Raw genomic sequence first — 15,765 nt, 5'->3', positions numbered from 1 at the left:
GCCTTCAGAACGCGTAGGGGCCGAAGCGACCCCAGGCCACGACCGCCGCGAGGAGCAGCAGGACGACGTTGCCCGCGATCATCGGGTACTCCTTGCGGCGGCCGTGGGTCACCGCCGCGGCGATCATCATCAGGACCAGGCCGACGGCCGCGAGGGGCACGAACACCGGTGCGATGTCCAGCAGCGGGGGCAGGATCAGGCCGATCGCGGCGAGGATCTCCAGCACGCCGATCAGCTTGATCGTGCCGGTGCTGAAGCTCTCCGTCCAGGCCAGGCCGGACTCGGCGAGCTTCTCCTTGGGCTGCAGCACCTTCATCACGCCGGCGCCCAGAAAGACCACGGCCAGCAGGCCGGCGATGATCCACAGAACCAGGTTCACCGCGTGAACATAGGGCTCCATGGTTCAAGGTGCAAGTGATCGGCGGCTATCGTGGATCCCGATGAACTCGATCATGAATCCGGCCGTCCACGCCGGGGCGTACGACACGTTCCTGCCGGAGGCCCTGCCGCGGGCACAGGCCCAGCGTGACTGGACGCCCGCCGACGGCCCACTGCCGACGCTGTACCTGAGCCACGGCGCACCGCCGCTGTTCAACGACGGCCCGTGGCTGCGCGAGCTGTTCGACTGGGCGCAGTCGATGCCGAAACCGAAGAGCATCCTCATCGTCTCCGCCCACTGGGAGACCGCGCCGGTGATGCTGTCGTCGCCGGCCGCCCGCACTCCCCTGGTCTACGACTTCGGCGGCTTCGACCGCCGCTACTACACGATGCGATACGAGACCCCCGACGCGACCGAGCTGGCTCGCCAGGTCACCGGGCTGGTCCCGGGCGTCTTCGCGCACCCGAGCCGCGGTCTCGACCACGGCGCGTGGGTGCCGCTGATGGCGATGTACCCGCTCGCCGACGTACCGGTGCTGCAGCTCAGCATGCCCACCCAGGACCCCGGCGGGCTGCTCGACCTGGGCCGCCGCCTGCGCTCGCTGCGCGAGGAGGGTGTCCTGGTCGTCGGCTCCGGCTTCATGGTCCACGGCCTGCCGTTCGTCACCCGCGAGATGTTCCTGCACGGCACGGTCCCCGCCTGGTCGTCGGACTTCGACGCGTGGGCCGCCGACGCCCTCGCCCGCGGCGACATCGACGAGCTGGCAGGCTACGTCACCAAGGCGCCGGGCATGCCCTACGCCCACCCGACCCCGGACCACTTCACCCCGCTCTTCGTCACCCTGGGCGCCGCCGACCGCCCCGAGGGCCCGGTCCGGACGGCCATCGAGGGTTACATGATGGGCTTCTCGAAACGCTCGTTCCAGACCGTCAGCGACTGAGCCTCACCGGGTCCCGTCCGGATGGGCCGCGATCGGTAACGCCTCGGACAGGAAGTCCTCGTCGAGGACGAGTGCCATGTGGAGCAGCCACGGGCGCAGCAGCGAGTAGTCACAGGTCACCATCCAGCGCAGCGGTGTGCGTTCGAGGCGCTGGTGGGCGTGCAGCAGCGTGGTGTGGAGACGACCGGCGACAAGAGCCGTCGCGCACAGGCCGTCCCAGCCGAGGTCGCGGACCAGCCGGCGATGGGTCTCGGCCTGGTGAAAGGTGCAGGCCAGATAGCGGGTCAGGCTTCCGGCGTGGTCGGGTGCGGCCCAGCCGAGGGCGACGATCGACTCTTCGATCAGGTCGTGACCCACCGTGTCCACCCCCAGGCTGCGGGCGGCCAGGAGGTGCTGGAGGGCCGGGCGGAGCGACCGGAGGTCGGTGCGGCTCTTCGGCCGGTGCTCGGGCTCGTCCGACAGCCGCCGTTCACCGCTCAGCGCTGCGCCCAGGGGCTCGAAGTCCTCCAGAAAGGCCTTGATCCCCTGTCGTGCCAGGTACTTGTCGGCCTTGGCCTCCCGCTCGGCGTCCGCGTAGGCGGAGTCCTCGTCCCGCTGGGGACCGGCCTCACCCGAGAAGACAGTGTCGAGGGCCTTCCGCACCGGGTGCTCGGGAATCGCCGTCGCGTCCTGGAAGGACACCATGGCCAGGTCGTAGAAGCGCCAGAGAATCCGGCCGACGAGGTCGGGGCCGGTGCGGCTGCACCGCTCCAGCATGCGGGCGCACTCGACGGCTTCCGGGCTCAGGACGGACACCGATCCGCGACCGCGGCCGAGACCTCGGCGCTGGTTCCGCGGCAGCAGGCCGGCGGTCCTCCAGCGCTCCAGCTGGTACGGCGACACCGTGAACCCGTCCAGCGCCAGAATCAGGATGAGTTCATGGTCAGCAGCACCGGCCGGCGACCTCGGCATGGACGCAGTTTAGAACCCCGCAGCAGTTATCACCGAGCGCCCCAGCCGTCTGGTCCACTTTGAGCCGTCCCCTCTCGAAGGATCCGAAGGAGTGCTCACCCGTCATGTCACAGCTTGCCGACGCCGCCCTCGTGGCCACCGGACTGATCACCATGCTGGCGTGCGTCTACCTGTGGTCGAAGGACGACCTGCGCCGCCGGAGGGCCGCCCACGTTCTCCGTCTGCTGCTCCGGCCCGGAAGCAGCATCACCGCCCCGGACAAGGAGAACTAGAGGAGGCGCCCGATGGTGTCGGCTGCTTTCAGGGCTGTTCCGGTGAGGACGGCCACCGCGGTCTCACCCGGGCGCAGCGAGCCGCGGCGGACGAACTCGCGGATCGCCGGGAGGATGGCCGCGCTGGTCGGTTCGGCGTAGAGGCCGCGGGAGGCGAGCTCGAAGGTGGCCGGGCCGAGGTCGGTCTCGTCGACCGCGGTCATGTCGCCGCCGGACGTGCGGATGGCGGCGAGCACCTCGCGGTCGCGGACCGGCATCGCGATCGCTGTTCCCTCGGCGATCGTCGGCGTCCACTCCCCCGGTGAGACCGACTCGGCGCCCGCGGCGAAGGCGCTCACCAGTGGGCTGCAGTTGCGGGGCTGGGAGACCAGCAACCGGGGACGCCGCGTGATGGCGCCGGAGCGGAGGAGCTCGCCGAAACCGACATGACAACCCAGGACGAGGCTGCCCGCGCCGGCCGGGAGGATCACCGCGTCCGGGGCGGTGAAACCCAGGTCCTCCCAGATCTCGTACGCGATCAGCTTCGTCCCCTGCAGGAAGAACGGGTGCCAGTTGTGGCTGGAGTAGAACGTCGTCGCCGAGCGGCGCACCGCCTCGTCGGCCGTGGCCTGGCGGGTGCCGGGCACGAGCTCGACCGTCGCGCCGTGCACCCGGCTCTGCTGGATCTTGGCGGCTGAGGTCGACGACGGGGCGAGGATCGTGGCGCGGATGCCCGCCGCGGCGGCGTACGCGGCCACCGACGAGCCGCCGTTGCCGCTGCTGTCCTCGAGCATCTCGGTGACACCCTGCCGGGCCAGCGTCGACACCATGACGGTGGTGCCGCGATCCTTGAAGCTGGCGGTCGGGTTGAACCACTCGGGCTTGACCGCCAGCGTCATCCCGTCGACCTCGAGAGGCAGCAGCGGGGTGCAGCCCTCACCGAGACTCACCGGACGGTCGTAGGTGAGCGGGAGCGCGGCGGCGTACCGCCACTGGGACCGTACGCGGGTGTCGACGTCGCCGCGGGTGATGCCGGGCTGGTCCTCGACCAGCAACGGGGAGCCGTCGTCGCCCTGCCAGCGGGGCTCGTCCAGCGGATAGCGGCGTCCGGCACGATCAACGAGCATGGCCCGATCCTGCCAGGTCGAGGAGGTAGTCGTCGGAGCCGGTACGGAAGCTGTCGATCGCCTCCACGACCCGCCGGGCCGGGCCGCTGCGGCGCACGATCCGCTGCACCAGCCACTGCTGTTCCGCGCGGGCCAGCAGGTCGGCTGCCGGTTCGAAGCCCGCGGACTCGTAGGCTTCGGCGACGGCGAGGCTGCCCTGGGCGCGTACGCGGGTGCCCGGGGGTGGGAGGTCCGCGGCCGGGCCGAGGTCCTGGGCGTAGAGGAGGATCCCGGCGGCCTCGACGAGCCAGCCGTCCGCGAAGATCGTGGTGGCGTAGGACTGCGACACGCCGACGAGCTCGCAGTCCCGGCCTTCCTCGCTCGTCACCCGGCTCGGCTCGTCCGCAGCGGCCGCCTCGCGCCGCAGGCACGCGAAGCCCAGCGCCACGGTGATCAGATCGCCCGTCGTGGCCCGGAATCCGTCGCTGTGCACGACGTGACCCGGCACCTGGACCCCACGCAAGATCACCACTCGCCCAGCGTGCCGCACCTCCTCCGAAAATTCTTGGGGAATGCCTTGGCACTCGGCCGGGGTCAGTGCTAAAAAATTACTTGTCGCTGCTGCTCACCGCGGTGATGAGCCACCGCTGACGGCACGCGACCTCGGCAGATTTGATCTGACGGCCGAGCGCCACACGCCCGCCGGACGGTCCGGCGGGCCACGTCGAGGAGGTGTCTCCCGTGGTGCTGACTTTCGATCCTTTCCGCGAGTTCGACCGCCTGGCCGGACAGCTGTCCGGCGGTGCCGGCGACCCGGCCGGCCTGGCGATGCCCATCGATCTGTACCGCTCCGGTGACCACTTCGTGCTGCACTGCGACCTGGCCGGTGCCGACCCGGGCTCGGTCGAGGTGGACGTCGACGGGCGTGTGCTGACCATCCGCGCCGAGCGGAGTGCCCGGACCGACGCCGACGTCCAGTGGCTCCGCCGCGAGCGCCCGACCGGCACCTTCACCCGGCGGCTCACGCTGGGCGACGGACTCGACCTCGACCGCATCGACGCGACGTGGCAGGAAGGCGTCCTGACGCTGACCATTCCGATCGCCGAGGCCGCCCGCCCGCGCCGGATCGCGATCAACACCGGCCAGGCGTCCACCGCTCCGGCCCTCAGCAGTTCCTGACCTTTTCCACCCGGCACGGCCCGGCGGGTGGTGCACCCGCCGGGCCCTTCGATCAGTTTTGAAGAAGCCGGCTCGCGGCAGCCTCCCTAGCATGGGAAACGACCCCAGCAGGATCGACCGGGAAGCAGGCAGCCGTGGCGGAGACGCAGAAGTACGACGGGTTCACCGACGAAGAGCGCGACGCGATGAAGGAACGCGCCGGCGAGCTGAAGGCGGCCACCCGGCGTCCCCGCGGCAAGAAGGCCGACGAGGAGGGCCCCGTCCTCGAGAAGATCGCCGGCATGCCGGACGGCGACCGCGTCCTGGCCGAGCGCCTCCACGCGCTGATCAAGGAGCACGCCCCGGTCCTGAAACCGAAACTCTGGTACGGCATGCCCGCGTACGCCCGCGACGGAAAGATCGTGTGCTTCTTCCAGGGCGCGGAGAAGTTCAAGACCAGGTACGCGACGCTCGGCTTCAACGACACGGCCACGCTCGACGACGGCAGCATGTGGCCGACCGCCTTCGGTCTGACCGAACTGACCGCGGATGACGAGAAGCGCATCGCCGCGCTGCTGAAGAAGGCGGTCGGCTGACGCTCATGACCCGCTCCGCGCCGCCGATAGGCCGGAGCGTGCGAGTGCGTCCCGAAGTTGCCGCCACGGTCGAGAGCCTGATCGCTGACATCTACGTGCGTCACGACGGGCTGGCCGGGCGGGCCGCGGAGCTCGTCGCGACGGCCACGGCGGCCGGGGACCGCCGGCACGCCGACCTGGGCCGGCTGATCCTCGCCGAGCTCGACAACCGCAGCGGCCGCGTCGACGAGGGTGTCCGGCGGGCCCGGGACATCCTGCGGAGCACCGACGACCGGCTTGTTGTCGCGCATGCCCACGCTGTCATCGCGGGCGGGCTGTGGCGTGTCGGTGACAACGCCGCCGCGGTCCGGCACGCCTATCCGGCGAACCGCATGCTGGAGGACGGCGACCCGCCGGCCCTGCGCGCGGACCACGCGATCATCCTGGCGCTGCAGGTCAACGACCAGCGCATCGGCGGCGTCTCGCACGCGGAGTTCCGGGCTGCCCAGGAGCTCGCCGACGCCACCGGGGTGCCCGCGCTGATCCTGGCGAACCTGAACAACTGGGCCTGGTGTGCCTACACGCACGGCGATCTGGACGCGGCGGCCGAGCTGGTGCAGCGGATGCGCGCACACAGCGGGAGCACCGGCGAGCCGTTGAACGCCTCCTGCGCCGACACCGTCGCCCGGATCCTGCTGGAGACCGGCCGCCCGCGGGAGGCGACCGTTGTCATCGAGGCCGCGATCGCCGGGGCCGCGCCGACCGACTCCGACGCGATCCCGGCCGCACTGATCACCCTGGCCGACATCCAGCGCCGCGACGGCAACATCGGCACCGCGATGCGTACGCTCGAGGCGTGCCGGGAGATCGCCGCCCGCGACCTGCTGCCCGACGTGGATGCGCTGGCGCTGCGGATGCTCGCCGGCTGCCACGCCGAGCTGGGTGACTTCCAGGCCGCGTACCAGGACATGGTCGACTTCCACGAGGCGTGGACCGTGCGGCGGTCGGAGCAGAGCGACGTCGCGGCCCGTGTCGCCCATGCGCAGTTCGCCGTCGACGAGGCGCACCGCAACACCGAGCGGTTCCGCGATCTGGCCGAACGGGACGCCCTCACCGGCCTCTGGAACCGGCGCCGCTCGGACGCCGAACTGGACACGATGCTGGGCGCGGGCCGTCCTGCGGCCGTCGCGCTGCTGGACCTCGACCACTTCAAACAGGTCAACGACACGTACGCCCACGCGGTCGGCGACCTCGTGCTGTGCCGGGTCGCGGAGATCCTGCAAACGGTCGCCGGGCATGCCGGGCGGCACGGCGGCGAGGAGTTCATCCTGATCCTGGACGCCGATCCGCGGACCGCCGCGCAGACGTGCGAGGCCGTCCGCGCGGCCGTGGCCGGTCACGATTGGCAGGCCGTCGCACCCGGCCTCCGGGTCACCACCAGCATCGGTCTGACGACGGTCCGGCCCGGCGACGACGCCCGGTCCGTCGTCCGCCGCGCCGACGAGCACCTGTACGCCGCCAAGCACTCCGGCCGCGACCAGGTCAGCTCCGACCCGAGGACAGGTGAGGATTCTCCTGGTGGGTCGCGGTGAGCTTGACGCGGCTCAGGCGCCAGCCGCCGGGCGTACGGACCGCCTCGTTGTCGTAGAAGCCGACCACCAGCCACCGGTCGGGTCCACCGGCGGCCGCCTCCTCCGGGAGCCAGTGCTCGGCCCGGACGTGCGCGTGGATCGTCGCCCGGTCACCGTCGATCTTGATGACGTGACCGGTGATGACGTGGTGTGTCGCCGCGTAGGGCGCGAAGGCGGCGCGGAGGTTCTCGACGTAGCCGGCGAGCGGCACGGTCATCGGCGGGATGTCGGCGACCGAGGCGAAGTCCAGGGTGATCGGGTCGGTCAGGACCCGGCCGGGCAGCTCGGTGAACTCCTTGAGATCGGCGATGTCGGCGTACAGGCCGAACAATTCGATGAGCTCGGCGCGATCGGCCAGCACGTCCATGGCAGTTCCTCCTCCGGGCGCCGCCCTCTGCGACAACCTGTCGTAAAGATTACGACAGGTTGTCGCATAAACCAAGATCAGGCGTGCGCCCGCCAGGCCAGGGGCAGGGCGATCAGCGTCACCGCCTGGATCGTGAACAACGCCGCGACGATGCCCCACCGATCCGCCACCAGACCGGCTCCAACGGCGACCAGCGCATAGAGGACGCTGCCGAGCAGCGCCGCCAGCGAACCCATCGTCGCGCGTTCCCGGTCGCTGAACTCACGCTGCAGCAGCGTCTGCTGGGCGATCGTCGACATGCCGTAGGCCGGTGATCCGAGCAGCACGGGTGACACCACCGTGGGCTTGACCAGCGCCACGAAGTTCACCACGTTGTCGAACAGCTCACCGCCCCGCAGGGTCCGGACCGCACCGAACCGCCCGATGACCCAGCCACTGGCACGAAATCCGGCGAAGGCGACGCCGTGGCCGAAGGTGCGCCACAGACCGAGCGCCCAGAACGGCCACAGCCCGGCCACGAACACCGGCGACAACTGCGCCGCGCTCTCGCTGCTGTAGCGCAGTGCGGACACCAGCGTCATCCGGCGGAGCACCGGACTGCGGCGGATGCCGCGCACGGCCGATCCGAGATGCGACAGCACGCTCGACTCCAGCGGGCCGTGCACCCGTGGCTCCCGGATCCGCAGAGCCACCAGCACACACAGCACCTGCGGCACGACCGACAACACCACCACCGTACGCAGGGACGACGCGCCGGCGACGACACCACCGACGGCTGCCCCCAGGGCGAGCGCGATCTGGAACATCGAGTTCACCCGGCCCGAGTGGCGGGGGAACTCGTCCGCCCGGCCGGCTTCGAGCAACGTGTCGTAGAGCAGGGCCTCGTTGTTGCCGCTCCACAGCGCGGTGGCCAGTCCCTCCAGCACCACGGCCGCCAGCAGCAGGCCGTAACCGGGAGCAGCGGCGTACCCGAGATGGGCGGCCACCATGACGACGGCACCGGCGATCATCGTGCCGCGCCGGCCGAGGCGGTCGGAGAGGATCCCGGCCGGAACCTCGAACGCCGCCGACGACAGCATTTTCACCGCCAGGAGACTGCCGGCGGCGGTGTACGAGCCGGAGACCTGCGCGAAGTAGATGACCATGATCGGCCCGTACAGGCGGAAGTCGCCGAAGAAGTTGAACCAGCCGAGCAGGCGGACGGTGCGGTCGGCCGGTGGCTCGCGGAACAGCGAACGGGCACGAAGCAGCAAGGAAGGACGTGCGGACACAGCAGAACTCCCGGAAAGGCAGAAGGAGACGCCAAGAAGCGCCTGGGGCCGGAGAAGCCCCTGGCGACCGGGAGATGTGTGCTGACTGTGCTGCTACACGCGCGGCTTCACCAGCCGGCGACCGCGGTCACCAAGGGGCGGACGGGAGCTCCGGTCATCGTTGCGTGCATCAGTGCTCCTCGTTTCCTCGGTGAACAGCGGGCAGCCGTGACTCTAGCGGTGACGACCGAGGACCGTTCCGACGCGGGTGACGAACTGGTCACCCGCGACCAGGACCTCACCGAGGTACGACGACACGCGATCCATCACCAGCAGGGCCCGGGCCAGGTCGTCGGGGTCCTCGCGGAGCGCCCAGAGTCGTTCGCCCTGCTCCCAGGCGCGGGCCCGGGTGGCCGACACCAGCACGCGCTGACTCCAGTCGTCGAGGGTGCCGACGAGGTCGTCGAGGCGCAGCTGCCACGGCGTCGAGTAACGACGGCGCAGGTCCGGGATCTCCTCGAAGAAGATCTTGTTGATGAGGAGGTAGTCCGGGTGGACCCGGTCCTCGTCCGGCGGTCCGAGCTGCTCCCAGGTGGCGATCAGGGCCAGGGCGAGGTCGTGGTTGATGTGGGCGTTCACACCGAGCATCGCGGCGGTCAGCTTGCTCACCTCGCCGTCCTGAGCGCGCCGGAAGAGCACCTCCCAGGCGTCCGGCGTGCTGTCGTCGTCGGCACCCCAGAGGCTCAGCGCGTGGAAGTAGCGCTTGGCGAACTCGACGTCGAGCAGCTCCAGGAACGCCGCGTCGCGCACGTTCGCCGTGCTCAGCGACCGGGCGACGCGGTCCGTGATCGTGAAGTACAGCGAGTTGAACGCGGCCACCCGGTTGCCCGCCGGCGGTGGCAGCCCGTCGAAGATCTTCTGGGCCGTGGTGAGCCCCCGCAGCACGCCGCCGATGTCGGTGGGTGCGATGGCGCAGAGCTCGGCGATCTCCTGGTGGGCGGGTGCCCAGCCGCGGCCCGGCCACGAGTCCGGGGCGAGCTGGATCCGCCCGTCCCGCAGGCGGGCGGCACTGTCCTGGACACCGTCGCGATCGAAGACGACCGTCATGGGAACCTCCACGCGATCAACCATGGAGAAGCCGGGCCGCGCTGACCAGAGTCCCGGCGGCTACCCGACAGAAGAGCCGCCGACGAGCTGAGCGAAGCGCGCGGCGTCGATGTTACCGCCCGAAATGATCAGACCGACGCGGCGAGGCAGCGGTCCGGCCCGGCCGGCGAGCAGCGCCGCCAGCGGGGTCGCGCCGCTGGGCTCCATGACGACCCGCATCCGCTCGAAGGCGAAGCGCATGGCGTCCCGGATCTCGTCGTCGCTGACCAGCACGACGTCGTCGACGAGGCGCCGGTTGATCGAGAAGGTCAGCTCACCGGGGATGTCCGCGGCCTGACCGTCGGCGATGGTGCGCGGCACGGGCACCGCCACCCGCTCCCCCGCCGCGAGGGAACGTCTGGTGTCGTCACCCTCCTCGGGCTCGACACCGACGACCCGGATCGCCGGGAAGAGACCCTTGGCCGCCGTCGCACTGCCGGCGAGCAGCCCGCCACCACCGACCGGTACGAACAGGACGTCCAGCTCGCCGGTCTCCTCGAGCAACTCGAGCGCGGCGGTCCCCTGCCCGGCGATCACGTCCGGATGCTCGTACGGGGGGATGAGCGCGAGGCCCCGCTCGGCCGCCAGCGCGGCACCCAGGGCGACGCGGTCGCCGGTGTAACGGTCGTACGTGATGATCTCGGCGCCGTAACCCTCGGCCGCGGCCCGCTTCGACGCCGGGGTGTCCTCCGGCATGAGGATCACCGCGGTCGTGCCGAACTCGCGGGCCGCCAGGGCGAGGGCCTGCGCGTGGTTGCCGGACGAGAACGAGGCGACACCGCGGTCGCGCTGCTCCGGTGAGAGCCGCGCTACCGCGTTGTACGCGCCCCGGAACTTGAAGGCGCCCACCCGCTGCAGATTTTCGGCCTTGAGGTGCACCTCGGCGCCGACAAGAGCGTCGAGCGTGCGGGACCGCAGCACCGGCGTGCGATGGGCGACACCCTTGAGCCGGGCGGCGGCGTCGTGCACGTCGTCGAGCGTGACGCTCATGCGGCCGCACCCCGCAGGACGGCGTCGACCAGCGCCTCCGCAAAACCCTGGTCGGGAACGTTGGGGTTCCAGCGGAGCATGTTCTGCGCGATGGTCGGCCCCGACAGCATCAGCATGGTCAGCTCGATGTCGAGGTCGGCCCGCAGATCACCGTTCGCGACACCGCGCACGAGCACCTGGCGCATGACGTCACGCCGGGGCTCCATGGCGCTCTGGTAGATGGTGTACATCTCGGGGCTTTTCAGCAGCTCCGGCACCAGGCAGGCGGTGACCTTGCCGTAGTGCTCCATGCGCTTGTTGCGCATGCCGGCGATCAGCATGACGAGGTCCTCACGGACCGACTCACCGGCCGGCACGGGCGGCGGGCCCTTCATCGTGCGGATGGCGTCGATCAGCAGCGCTTCCTTGTTGGGCCAGCGGCGGTAGACCGTCGCTTTGCCCACGCCCGCCTTGGCCGCCACGGCCTCCATCGAGAGCGCATCCGCGCTCTGCCCGGCGCTGAGCAGCTCGAGCACCGCCTCGATGATGGCCGCGTCCGCGCGGGCGTTGCGCGGCCGACCAGGAGCCTTACGCTCCTGGTCGGCCGCATCGTCAAGGCTGACCGTCGTCATGCGCTCCATTGTTACCGAGCCTTCACGTCGTGGCCATACGCCCCGGCGTTCATGCCTCGATCAGCTCCACACCCTGATTCTCGGCGAGACCCTCCGCATTGGTGGGAGCGGGGGCGTTGGCCGGGCGCTTGCCGGGCAGCCAGATGGCCGCGACGAGCGCGCCGAGCAGGGCGAAGACCGTGCTGCCGATGGACGCGTAGTGCATCGCCGTGATGAAGGCGTCGTTCGCGGACTGGATCAGCGCCTGACCTGCCGGACCGGCCTGCTCGGCCACACCGTACGCACCGGAGATGGACTCCTGGGCGACGTCGCGGGCCTCGTCCGGCAGCCCGGCGGTGGCAGTGGTGACGCCGTCGCGGTAGTAGGACGAGATGACCGCACCGAGCGCGGCGACACCCAGGGCGCCACCGATCTGCCGGATGGTGTTGCTGACCGCGGAGCCGACACCGGCCTTCTCCCGCGGCAGCACCGACATGATCGCCTCGGTCGCCGGCGGCATCACGTTGGCCATGCCCACGCCCATCAGGAAGAACAGCGCGCCGACGACCCAGATCGGCGTGGTCGCGCCGACGAAGAGCCAGCCGGCCAGACCGGCCGCGACGAGCAGCAGGCCGACGGTGCTGACCAGCTTCGGGCCGAACCGCTTGACCATGGCCGCGCTGCGCGGGGCGAAGACCATCTGGGCGACCGCGAACGGGACGAACAACGCGCCGGAGGCCAGCGGGCCGTAACCCCGGACCAGCTGGAGGTAGAAGGCGCTGAAGAACATCGCACCCATGGCGGCGAAGAAGACCAGGCCGATGGCGCCGACCGAGGCCGAGAACTCCCGGATGCCGAAGAGCTTGACGTCGAGTGAGGGGAACTTGATGCGGCGCTCGTACAGGACGAAGCCGGTCAGGACCGCGACGGAGGCGACCAGCGTGCCCCACGCCTCGGGCTGGCCGAAGCCCTTCTCGCCGCCCTCGATGACACCGTAGGTCAGCAGCGTGAGACCGATGATCGACAGCAGGACGCCGACGATGTCGATGCGTCCCGGCTTCGGGTCACGCGACTCGGGGACGAGGGTGAGGACGAGCGCGACCCCCGCGATCACGATCGGCACGTTGATCAGGAAGACCGAACCCCACCAGAAGTGCTCCAGCAGCAGGCCGCCCACGATCGGGCCGATGGCCACGCCGAGACCGACGGCGCCGGCCCAGACACCGATGGCACGCCCGCGCTCCCGCGGGTCGAAGACGTTCGCGATGATCGACAGCGTCGACGGCATGACCGCGGCGGCGCCGAGACCCATCAGCGCCCGTGCCCAGATCAGCTGGTCGGCGGTCTGCGCGTACGCGGAGACCAGCGACGCGATCCCGAAGAGCGCGAGCCCGACGGTGAGGGTGATGCGGCGGCCGAGCCGGTCGGCCAGGATGCCGGCGGTGAAGAGCAGACCGGCGAAGACGAGGGTGTACGAGTTGATCGCCCACTCGAGCTGGCTCTGGCTGGCGCCGAGGCCTTCCCGGGGGTCCGCGATGGTGCGCAGCGCGACGTTGAGGACGGTGTTGTCCAGCACGACGACGAGCAGGCTGATGACGAGTACGCCGAGAATGGCCCAGCGCCGGGGATGCCCGGTGTTCTCTGCGGCAGGAACGTCCATGTGGTGCCACTCCTGAGATCGGTACACGTTTCGATACGGAACTGTTCCGTATCCTCGACAGACCATAGGCTGGTCGCCGGGGATACGGAACGGTCTCGTATCGGATTGTGTCGACCGTCACCCGCGATCGGGTGACACCGCGCTCAGGCCAGCTGGCCGTCGTAGTCCGGCAGCTTGAAGGTGCGCTCCGCGTGACCACCCGACAGGTCACTGGTGTTGTTGCCGATGTTCGCGACGATCGTGTAGCCCTTGCTCTCGATGTCCTCGCGGGCGTCGGTCTTGAGCTCGGCGTCGGGCTGCGTGTTGAACCACGGGCGCAGGTAGATGCCGGCGAACGGGTACCCCACCCCGCGCAGGTTCGCCTCGGACTGCCAGCCGAGGATCTCCGGCCGGGCCGTCACGAAGAAGACAGCCGCACCGTCGGCCGAAGCCTGCTGCGCGACGTCGAGGACCGCCTCCGTCGCCGGCGAGACCAGACCGGGCCGGTACTGCGTCTGCAGAGCCGTGTTGTCGATGTCGAGGACGATCGCCGGGCGGACGGACGCGTCGGGCAACCGGCCCTCGAGGTAGTCGGACGCGGTGGCCGCGACAGCCCCCACGTCGGCGATCCAGGTCTCGTACGGCGGGAGCGCGAGGGGCGCCACCTGCGTCGCGGCCCCGGTCGGGGAGGCGGCGTGCGCGGCGGCGGGCACGGCGAGCACGCATGCGGTGGCAGCGGCGGCCGAGACGACGGCGTAACGCAGAAGGGATTTCATGTCGGTCACTGTAGAGAGGGCAGTGATCGTCATCCATCAATGTCGCCGGTCAATTCCTGCCATTGTCGCCGTGCCGCGCCCCGGGATCCGCGCGGATTCGGCCGGAAGTTGCCAAAGGCGAGGTCACGGCCCTGCCGCGGGCGCGCTTGCCGGGCCGGTGAGCAAACCGGTAAAGTCGCCCATCGTGCCCGGCGACCCGAGCGACATCACCGTTCCGCAGAACCATTCCGGAAACGACACCGCGAAAGCGCCGGAGGTTTCCTTCACCAACCGCGCGCTCGGCTTTGTGGCCGGGATCCTGACGGCATTGCTCGAGGCCGGCTACTTCGTGGTGGTCGGCGCCGTCCTCGGACCGGCCATGCTGTGGCCGCGCACCCGCGCCGCCGCGATCCGGCGATTCCTGGTCGGTGTGCGATGGCTGACCGAGCTCGAGTTGCGCCGCCGGTCGCGGTTCTTCGACGATCTGTTCCCCGTCGAGCGCGACGACCAGAAGGCTCTCCCCTATCTGACGTCGCACCTCGCCGCCGGTCTGCTGTCCGCGATCGTGGTCGGGCTGCTCGGTTTCGGTCTGGTGCTGGTCGTGCTGGTCACCCGGGGCATGATCCGCGGTTCGCTGGGGATCTGGGACCTGCTGGCCCAGGTGCTCCTCGGTGGCGTCCTGCTCTTCCTCGACATCCAGGGCATCATCACCCTCGCCGGCCTCGACGGCCGGCTCGCCCGCCGCTACTTCGGCCCCTCCGAACGCGAGATGCTCAAGCGGCGCATCGCCGAGCTGTCCGCGAGCCGCGCCGGCATCGTGCGGGCCGTCGACAGCGAACGCCAGCGCATCGAACGCGACCTGCACGACGGTGTCCAGCAACGACTCGTCGCCCTGGCCATGCTCCTGGGCCGGGCCCGCCGGCACCGCGATCCCGTCGAGGCCGGACGGCTGATGGAACAGGCCCACCGCGAATCCGAGGAGGTGCTCGTCGAGCTGCGGGAGGTCGCCTGGCGGGCGTACCCGTCGGCGCTGGACAACCTGGGGCTGCCCGAGGCGCTGGCCGGTGTCGCCGAACGGTCCAGCATCCCGGTGCGGGTCCGCATCGACCTGGACACGCCGCTGCCCCGGCCGGTGGAGACCGCGACCTACTTCGTGGTGTCCGAGGCGGTGACGAACGCCGTGAAGCATTCCGGGGCCGCCGCGATCGGCGTGGCCATCGAGCGCCGCTCCGGCTGTGTGCACGTCAGAATCACCGACGACGGCGCCGGTGGCGCGGACCCGGCGGGCAGCGGCCTGTCCGGGCTCGGCCTGCGGGTCGCCGCCCTCGACGGCCGGATGTCCGTCGGCAGCCCGCCCGGCGGACCGACCGAGATCACTGTGGAGATCCCTTGCGAATAATCCTGGCCGAGGACTCGATCCTGCTGCGTGAGGGCCTGATCCGGCTGCTCACCGAGGAGGGGCACGAGGTGCTCGCCGCGGTCGGTGACGGCGACGAGCTGATCCGGGAGGTGGAGGCGCGTCAGCCGGACCTCATCGTGGTGGACATCCGGATGCCCCCGACCCACACCGACGAGGGCCTGAAGGCGGCCCTGGAGATCCGCCGCCGCTGGCCGGCGCTCGGCGTGCTGGTGCTCTCCCAGCACGTGGAGAAGAACTACGCCACACAGCTCCTGGCGTCCGACACCGCGGGCGTCGGTTATCTGCTCAAGGACCGGGTGTCGCGGGTGGAGGAGTTCCTCGACTCGCTCGACCGGGTGCACAACGGCGGAGCGGCCATCGACCCCGAGGTCGTCCGGCAACTGCTGGCCCGGACGACCCACGTCGACCCGCTGAGCAAGCTGACCAACCGCGAACGCGAGGTCCTCGACCAGATGGCGCAGGGTCACACCAACGCCGCCATCGCCCTGAAGCTGCACATCTCGCAGAGCGCGGTCGAGAAGAACGTCAACATGATCTTCGAGAAACTGGACCTGACCCGCACGACCGGTTACAGCCGGCGGGTCCTGGCCGTCCTGCAGTATCTGGGCTCGTGAGGC

Annotated in this window: 18 protein-coding genes; 7 read left to right on the top strand and 11 right to left on the bottom strand. The window is 70.4% G+C overall.

The annotated features are described in order from the left end of the window. Positions 1-4: 4 nt before the first annotated feature. Positions 5-379: a DoxX family protein gene (locus AFR_RS18800; protein ID WP_023362382.1), complete on the bottom strand. Its 375-nt coding sequence runs from the start codon at positions 377-379 to the stop codon at positions 5-7. 61 nt (positions 380-440) lie between these two features. Here AFR_RS18800 and AFR_RS18795 point away from each other — a divergent pair, with 61 nt between their 5' ends. Next, positions 441-1,319 carry a dioxygenase family protein gene (locus AFR_RS18795; RefSeq protein ID WP_023362381.1) on the top strand — a complete coding sequence of 293 codons (879 nt, stop codon included), beginning with the start codon at positions 441-443 and terminating at the stop codon, positions 1,317-1,319. A 3-nt stretch (positions 1,320-1,322) separates the two neighbouring features. On the opposite strand, the gene AFR_RS18790 is transcribed toward AFR_RS18795, so the two are convergent. After that, positions 1,323-2,270 carry a hypothetical protein gene (locus tag AFR_RS18790; RefSeq protein ID WP_023362380.1) on the bottom strand — a complete coding sequence of 316 codons (948 nt, stop codon included), beginning with the start codon at positions 2,268-2,270 and terminating at the stop codon, positions 1,323-1,325. Positions 2,271-2,374: 104 nt separating this feature from the next. Between AFR_RS18790 and AFR_RS46795 the strand changes: the two genes are divergently transcribed. Next, on the top strand, positions 2,375-2,542 hold the full coding sequence (locus tag AFR_RS46795) for a hypothetical protein (RefSeq protein ID WP_158510554.1): 168 nt from the start codon (positions 2,375-2,377) through the stop codon (positions 2,540-2,542). Here the strand turns inward: AFR_RS46795 and AFR_RS18785 are convergent. Further along, positions 2,539-3,648: a threonine synthase gene (locus AFR_RS18785; RefSeq protein WP_023362379.1), complete on the bottom strand. Its 1,110-nt coding sequence runs from the start codon at positions 3,646-3,648 to the stop codon at positions 2,539-2,541. The genes AFR_RS46795 and AFR_RS18785 overlap by 4 nt on opposite strands. Then, complete coding sequence (locus AFR_RS18780; RefSeq protein ID WP_023362378.1) at positions 3,638-4,159, bottom strand: hypothetical protein; 522 nt, start codon at positions 4,157-4,159, stop codon at positions 3,638-3,640. The genes AFR_RS18785 and AFR_RS18780 overlap by 11 nt, the downstream gene beginning before the upstream one ends. Positions 4,160-4,368: 209 nt before the next feature. Here AFR_RS18780 and AFR_RS18775 point away from each other — a divergent pair, with 209 nt between their 5' ends. The 3 genes from AFR_RS18775 (at position 4,369) to AFR_RS18765 (ending at position 6,952) form a co-directional block, all read left to right on the top strand. Then, positions 4,369-4,806 carry an Hsp20/alpha crystallin family protein gene (locus AFR_RS18775; RefSeq protein ID WP_023362377.1) on the top strand — a complete coding sequence of 146 codons (438 nt, stop codon included), beginning with the start codon at positions 4,369-4,371 and terminating at the stop codon, positions 4,804-4,806. 134 nt (positions 4,807-4,940) lie between these two features. Beyond that, positions 4,941-5,381 (top strand): iron chaperone, encoded by a 441-nt coding sequence (locus AFR_RS18770; protein WP_023362376.1) that lies wholly within the window; start codon positions 4,941-4,943, stop codon positions 5,379-5,381. A 44-nt stretch (positions 5,382-5,425) separates the two neighbouring features. Then, positions 5,426-6,952 (top strand): tetratricopeptide repeat-containing diguanylate cyclase, encoded by a 1,527-nt coding sequence (locus tag AFR_RS18765; RefSeq protein ID WP_023362375.1) that lies wholly within the window; start codon positions 5,426-5,428, stop codon positions 6,950-6,952. Here the strand turns inward: AFR_RS18765 and AFR_RS18760 are convergent. From AFR_RS18760 to AFR_RS18730, 7 genes are all read right to left on the bottom strand, one after another. Further along, positions 6,903-7,358 carry a nuclear transport factor 2 family protein gene (locus AFR_RS18760; protein ID WP_023362374.1) on the bottom strand — a complete coding sequence of 152 codons (456 nt, stop codon included), beginning with the start codon at positions 7,356-7,358 and terminating at the stop codon, positions 6,903-6,905. The genes AFR_RS18765 and AFR_RS18760 overlap by 50 nt on opposite strands. Positions 7,359-7,435: 77 nt before the next feature. After that, the gene (locus tag AFR_RS18755) at positions 7,436-8,629 is read right to left on the bottom strand and encodes an MFS transporter (RefSeq protein WP_023362373.1); all 1,194 of its coding nucleotides are present in this window, start codon (positions 8,627-8,629) and stop codon (positions 7,436-7,438) included. A 213-nt stretch (positions 8,630-8,842) separates the two neighbouring features. Further along, complete coding sequence (locus tag AFR_RS18750) at positions 8,843-9,727, bottom strand: DUF5995 family protein (RefSeq protein WP_238547305.1); 885 nt, start codon at positions 9,725-9,727, stop codon at positions 8,843-8,845. 48 nt (positions 9,728-9,775) lie between these two features. Continuing rightward, the gene (locus AFR_RS18745) at positions 9,776-10,744 is read right to left on the bottom strand and encodes a pyridoxal-phosphate dependent enzyme (protein ID WP_023362371.1); all 969 of its coding nucleotides are present in this window, start codon (positions 10,742-10,744) and stop codon (positions 9,776-9,778) included. After that, a complete protein-coding gene (locus AFR_RS18740) occupies positions 10,741-11,355 on the bottom strand; it encodes a TetR/AcrR family transcriptional regulator (protein WP_023362370.1) in 615 nt (204 codons plus the stop codon). The genes AFR_RS18745 and AFR_RS18740 overlap by 4 nt, the downstream gene beginning before the upstream one ends. A 49-nt stretch (positions 11,356-11,404) precedes the next feature. Next, positions 11,405-12,994 (bottom strand): MFS transporter, encoded by a 1,590-nt coding sequence (locus tag AFR_RS18735; protein WP_023362369.1) that lies wholly within the window; start codon positions 12,992-12,994, stop codon positions 11,405-11,407. A gap of 143 nt (positions 12,995-13,137) precedes the next feature. Then, positions 13,138-13,749: an HAD family acid phosphatase gene (locus AFR_RS18730; RefSeq protein WP_041842397.1), complete on the bottom strand. Its 612-nt coding sequence runs from the start codon at positions 13,747-13,749 to the stop codon at positions 13,138-13,140. Positions 13,750-13,933: 184 nt separating this feature from the next. Between AFR_RS18730 and AFR_RS18725 the strand changes: the two genes are divergently transcribed. Then, complete coding sequence (locus AFR_RS18725) at positions 13,934-15,127, top strand: sensor histidine kinase (protein WP_023362367.1); 1,194 nt, start codon at positions 13,934-13,936, stop codon at positions 15,125-15,127. After that, entirely contained in the window at positions 15,118-15,762 is a 645-nt protein-coding gene (locus AFR_RS18720; protein ID WP_023362366.1) for a response regulator transcription factor, read from the top strand. Before AFR_RS18725 ends, AFR_RS18720 begins: the two co-directional genes overlap by 10 nt. Positions 15,763-15,765: the final 3 nt, after the last annotated feature.

Source organism: Amorphoplanes friuliensis DSM 7358 (assembly GCF_000494755.1).
GTDB classification, from domain to species: Bacteria; Actinomycetota; Actinomycetes; order Mycobacteriales; family Micromonosporaceae; genus Actinoplanes; species Actinoplanes friuliensis.
Note: the sequence above shows the minus strand (reverse complement) of the source record. Positions and strands in the feature narration are given on the sequence as shown.